This is a genomic window from Staphylococcus sp. HMSC62A08, from assembly GCF_001839105.1.
GTDB lineage: Bacteria > Bacillota > Bacilli > Staphylococcales > Staphylococcaceae > Staphylococcus > Staphylococcus caprae.
On record NZ_KV840055.1, the window covers coordinates 1 to 256 of the forward strand.

Genomic DNA, 256 nt, shown 5'->3' on the forward strand with positions numbered 1-256 from the left:
GTGATAGGCTTACCTGCCAACTTGTTCTTTGGCACAAGTATTCCAACGTGTGTCTTAGTCTTTAAGAAATGTCGTCTACAAGACGATGATGTGGTATTTATCGATGCATCTCAATCCTTTGAAAAGGGTAAAAACCAAAACCATCTCACAGATGAAGATGTAGACAAAATCGTCGACACATACAGTCAAAGAGAAACGATAGATAAATACAGCTATGTCGCAACTTTAGACGAAATCAAAGAAAACGACTATAACC

Annotated in this window: 1 protein-coding gene; it reads left to right on the forward strand. The window is 37.9% G+C overall.

Annotated features, from left to right (window positions below):
- The coding region (locus HMPREF3264_RS11695) for an N-6 DNA methylase (RefSeq protein WP_176746846.1) at positions 1–256 on the forward strand (256 nt) is incomplete at both ends.